Origin of the sequence: Burkholderia sp. HMSC10F09 (assembly GCF_001806955.1) — a bacterium.
GTDB lineage: Bacteria > Pseudomonadota > Gammaproteobacteria > Burkholderiales > Burkholderiaceae > Burkholderia > Burkholderia multivorans.
In genome coordinates this window covers 26,164-31,343 of record NZ_KV786696.1, presented here as the reverse complement: position 1 = coordinate 31,343, position 5,180 = coordinate 26,164, and the positions used below count along the sequence as shown (strand labels likewise).

General features: G+C 68.3%; 3 protein-coding genes. 2 read left to right on the top strand and 1 reads right to left on the bottom strand.

Annotated elements, in window-relative coordinates; all coding sequences use genetic code 11:
* The first annotated feature begins 107 nt into the window (after window positions 1-107).
* Window positions 108-2,555: a DUF3772 domain-containing protein gene (locus HMPREF3115_RS13310; protein WP_070554702.1), complete on the top strand. Its 2,448-nt coding sequence runs from the start codon at window positions 108-110 to the stop codon at window positions 2,553-2,555.
* 112 nt (window positions 2,556-2,667) lie between these two features.
* On the opposite strand, the gene HMPREF3115_RS13305 is transcribed toward HMPREF3115_RS13310, so the two are convergent.
* Complete coding sequence (locus HMPREF3115_RS13305; RefSeq protein WP_035488998.1) at window positions 2,668-4,179, bottom strand: L-piperidine-6-carboxylate dehydrogenase; 1,512 nt, start codon at window positions 4,177-4,179, stop codon at window positions 2,668-2,670.
* 605 nt (window positions 4,180-4,784) lie between these two features.
* Here HMPREF3115_RS13305 and HMPREF3115_RS32405 point away from each other — a divergent pair.
* On the top strand, window positions 4,785-5,180 hold a 396-nt coding region (locus HMPREF3115_RS32405; RefSeq protein ID WP_256276194.1), incomplete at its 3' end, for an amino acid permease.

The window sequence follows — 5,180 nt, the reverse complement described above, 5'->3', positions numbered from 1 at the left end:
CACGCCGTCGCCGCCGCCGTCGCGCCCCGGTAACATGCTACGGGGCCAACCGCCGGCCGCCCGATGCCTGTCGGCAAACAGGCGTGTCGGCAAATCGTAAGCAATCCATGTTCATACAACGACTTTCTCATTTCGCCCGCCGGATTGCGCTGATCGCACTGCTGCAGTTCGCAGTCGTCGCGACCGCGTCGGCGTTTCCGGCCGCCGCCTCGGCGCCGAGCGCGAGCGCCGTCGGCGCCGCACCCGTTCCGACGATTTCGCTCGGCGACGCGCTCGGGCAGCTCAAGCAGATGCAGGCCGAACAGGACCGCATCAAGCAGAAGACGTCGACGTCGACCACCAGCAAGGAGCTCGACGCGCTCGAAGACGCGACGCAGCAACTGAGCGCCGCGGTGGAGAAACTGCAAGGCGAGCTCACGCCGCAACGTGTGCAGTTGCAGGCGCAGCTCGACGTGCTCGGGCCGCCGCCCGCGCCGGGCGCTGCGCCGGAAACGCCGGCCGTCGCGCAGCAGCGCGCGACGCTGAATGCGCGCAAGGCGCAGATCGAGGCAGCGCTGAAACAGGCCGCCGATCAGAAGACCAATCTCGCGAACCTGTCCGATCAGTTCGCGAAGCTGCATCGCAGCCTGCTCAGAAACCAGCTCGCGTTCCGTTCGGCCAGCATTTTCAGCGCGCAGTTCTGGCTGCCGCTGTTCCATCTGCCGCCGGACGACGTCCAGCGGCTCGGCGCTTTCCAGCGCGAGCTGCGCGACATGCTCGGCTCGTCCTGGACGCCCGGCCAGCGCGCGACCACCGTGCTGCTGTTGATCGCCGCGCTCGCGGCGTGGCTGGGCGGACGCCGGCTGCTCGAGTACGGGCTCGCGTGGATCTGCCTGAACCGTCTGCCGCCGACGCGGCTGCGCCGCAGCGCGCTCGCGCTGTCGACGGCGGTCGCGACGCTCGTGGCGACCGCGGTCGCCGTGCAGATCCTCTATCTCGCGCTCGCGCGCCACTACACGCCGACACCGGCGATGAGCGATCTGTGGGACCAGTTCGTGAAACTCGCCGCGACCTGCGCGCTGATCGCGGGCCTCGGTCGCGCGCTGCTGTGTACGAAGCATCCGTCGTGGCGGCTGCCCGCGCTTGCCGATCCCGTCGCGCTCGCGATGCGACCGTTCCCCGGCGTGCTGGCCGCGTTGCTGCTGATATCGGGCACGCTCGAGTCGATCGACCGGATCGCGGACACGAGCCTGTCGGTCACGCTGCTCGGCCGCGGCTTCGTGTCGCTGGTCGTCGCGCTGACGGTGGGCGCGTCGCTGCTGCGCGCGAACCGCGTGCGCAGCGCGCTGGCGGCGGCCGGCGAATCGCCCGAGCAGCGCTCGACGCTCGCCGGGCTGATCCACGCGGGCGTGACGCTCGCGATCGTCGTGTCGCTGATCGCGCTGGCAATCGGCTACATCACGGTCGCGCGCTTCATCACGTACGAGCTCGTGTGGTTCGAGATCGTGCTCTGCAGCGTGTACGTGCTCACGCAGCTGACGCGCGACGCGAGCGAGAGCCTGTTCTCGGTGAACCTGTCGACGGGCAAGCAGATCAAGCATCTGTTCGCGCTCGACGACCGGCATCTCGAACAGGCACACACCGTCGTGTCGGGCGTCGGCACGAGCCTGCTGATGCTCGTCGCGGCGATCGCGCTGCTGACGGGCGGCTTCGGCACGACGCCGAGCGATCTGCTCGACAGCGCGATCGCGATGATCGGCGGCCAGCGGCTGCAGAGCCTGAACATCATGCCGGACCGCATCATGAACGCGGTGATCGGGTTCGCGATCGGCTTCTATCTGCTGCGCTCGGTGCGGCGCTGGCTCGACAACGAGTTCCTGCCTGCACTCGGCATGGACAGCGGCATGCGTGCGTCGCTCGTCACGCTGTTCGCGAACGTCGGCTACGTGCTGCTTGTGCTGATGACGCTCGGGCTGCTCGGCGTGAAGTGGAGCAACCTCGCGTGGATCGTCAGTGCGCTGTCGGTCGGTATCGGCTTCGGCCTGCAGGAGATCGTGAAGAACTTCGTGTCGGGGCTGATCCTGCTGACCGAGCGGCCGGTGAAGGTGGGCGACATGGTCAGCATCGCCGGTGTCGAAGGCGACATCCGCCGCATCAACGTGCGCGCGACCGAGATCCAGCTCAGCGACCGCTCGACCGTGATCGTGCCGAATTCGCAGCTGATCTCGCAGAACGTGCGCAACGTGACGATGGGCAACAGCACGCAGGGCGTCGCGACGCTGATGCTGACGTTCCCGCTGAACACCGATCCGGAGCAGGTGCGCGACCTGCTGCTCGAGGCATACCGCGCCCACCCGGCGATTCTCGAGAAGCCGGCGCCGTCGGTCACGTTCAGCCAGCTCGCGCCAGACGGCATTACGCTGAGCGTGACGGGCTACGTGGCGAGCCCGCGCATCGCGGGTTCGACGAAGAGCGATCTGCTGTTCGAGATCCTGAAGCAGCTGCGTGCGGCGAAGATCACGCTGTCGAGCCCGCAGGTGCTGGTGCTGCACAACGAGCCGGCGAGCGACGCATAACGCACGGCGCCGATCGCACCGGACGCCTCACAGACGAAACGGGCCGGCTGCCGCATCGCGGCAACCGGCCCGTCGGTTTTGATGCCGGCGGCGCGAAGCGCGCCGCCCGCGCTTACACGTCGAACTTCACGCCTTGGGCAAGCGGCAGTTCGCGGCTGTAATTGATCGTATTCGTCGCACGACGCATATACGCCTTCCACGCATCCGAACCCGACTCGCGGCCGCCGCCCGTTTCCTTCTCGCCGCCGAACGCGCCGCCGATTTCCGCGCCGCTCGTGCCGATGTTCACGTTGACGATCCCGCAGTCGCTGCCGGCCGCCGACATGAACTGCTCGGCCTCGCGCATGTCGTTCGTGAAGATCGCCGACGACAGGCCTTGCGGCACCGCGTTGTGCACCGCGATCGCATCGTCGAAGTTGTCGTAGACCATCACGTACAGGATCGGCGCGAACGTCTCGCGCTCGACCACCGCCGACTGCTTCGGCATCCGCACGATAGCCGGACGCACGTAGTACGCATCCGCATGACCGACGTCGACACGCTCGCCGCCCTTCACTTCGCCGCCCTGCTCGCGCGCATCGGCAAGCGCCTTCTGCATCGCGTCGAACGAGGCGCGATCGACGAGCGGGCCGACGAGCGTGCCTTCCTCGAGCGGGTTGCCGACCTTCACCGACGCGTAGGCCTTCTCGAGGCGCGGCAGCAGCTGATCGACGATGCTCCGGTGCACGATCAGGCGGCGCAGCGTCGTGCAGCGCTGGCCGGCCGTGCCGACCGCCGCAAACGTGACCGCGCGCACGACGAGATCGAGATCGGCGCTCGGCGCGACGATCATCCCGTTGTTGCCGCCGAGTTCGAGGATGCCGCGCGCGAGACGCTGGCTCAGCACCTTCGCGACCTCGGTGCCCATCCGCACGCTGCCCGTCGCGCTGACGACCGGCACCTTCTTCGACGAGGTCAGCACCTCGCCGACATCGCGCGTGCCGAGCACCAGCTGATGCAGCCCTTCGGGCGCGACGCCCGGATGGGTCTTGTCGAACTCGCGCAGCGCCTTGCCGAGCAGCACGTGGCATGCGATCGCGGTGAGCGGCGTCTTTTCCGACGGCTTCCACACGACCGGATCGCCGCACACGAACGCGAGCGCCGCATTCCATGCCCACACCGCGACCGGGAAGTTGAACGCCGAAATCACGCCGCACACGCCGAGCGGATGCCACGTTTCCATCATGCGGTGGCCCGGGCGCTCCGACGCGATCGTCAGGCCGTAAAGCTGGCGCGACAAACCGACCGCGAAATCGCAGATGTCGATCATTTCCTGCACTTCGCCGAGGCCTTCCGACGCGATCTTGCCGGCTTCGAGCGTGACGAGGCGGCCGAGCGCGGCCTTGTGCTCGCGCAGCACGTTGCCGAACACGCGCACCAGTTCGCCGCGCACCGGCGCGGGCACCGTGCGCCATTTGAGGAATGCGTCGTGCGCGGCGTCGATCTTGCGCTCGGCGTCGGCGGGCGTGTCGACCGCCAGCGTCGCGAGCGTCGCGCCGTCGAGCGGCGAGCGCGCCGTCAGCGCGTTGCCTTTCCACTGGGCGAGATCGATGTCGAGCGCGGCAAGAATGTCGTTGAATTGCATCACTTCCTCTTCAGGGACAGATTGATCGGTGCGGCGGCCAGGCCGCCCGCGTGATTCGATTGGAGCGCGTTCGCGCGCCTTGTGCAAGCGGATGCGCGCACCGCCGCGCCGTTGCGCGATGCCGCGCACGAACTGCGGCATCGCCGCCGCCGAGGCGGCCGGCCGGCACGCCCATGCGCTCGCGGCGCACGATCCATGGACGACATTGTGGGTGGCCACAAGTCGGGCGGCTATTGATATTAACTCACCACTTCATTCGAAAAACGCAAGACCGCGGGCGTATCGGCGACCGTCTCGGGCTCGCCATACGTGCGCCGTGAACGCCGGACGCGGGCTTGCACCACGCGCCGCGACGTCGCGCGCCTGCCTGGTGAGTTGATGACGAACCTGCATCACCCTGTGCGGAAATATCGTTTGCCGCACGGCGACCGGCCGCCCACAATCGGGGCCACGTCGAGGTGCGATCTGCACCCGGCGCGCTGACGGCCGCCGACGCGCGGCCGAACGGCGAACGAAGGCGATGCGCGCCGCCCGCGCGATCCGCGCGGACGCACCGCCGCGTCGCATCGACAACAAAATTCCGGAGACAGCGCCCAGCGCCCGCCATGCATTCAGATGCCCGCCCCGATTCGTCCCGTCCGCCCGGTTCGCGCGCCGCGAAGCCGGCCCTCCACCGCCGCCTGCAGGCGCGCCATCTGCGGATGATCGCGATCGGCGGCTCGATCGGCACGGGCCTGTTCGTCGCGTCCGGCGCGTCGATCTCGCAGGCCGGCCCCGGCGGCGCGATGTTCGCCTACATGGTGATCGGGCTGATGGTGTATTTCCTGATGACGAGCCTCGGCGAAATGGCCGCATTCATGCCGGTGTCGGGCTCGTTCGCGACCTACGGCGCGAAGTTCGTCGACGAAGGCTTCGGCTTCGCGCTCGGCTGGAACTACTGGTACAGCTGGGCCGTCACGCTCGCCGTCGAACTGGTCGCCGCGCAGCTCGTGATGCACTAC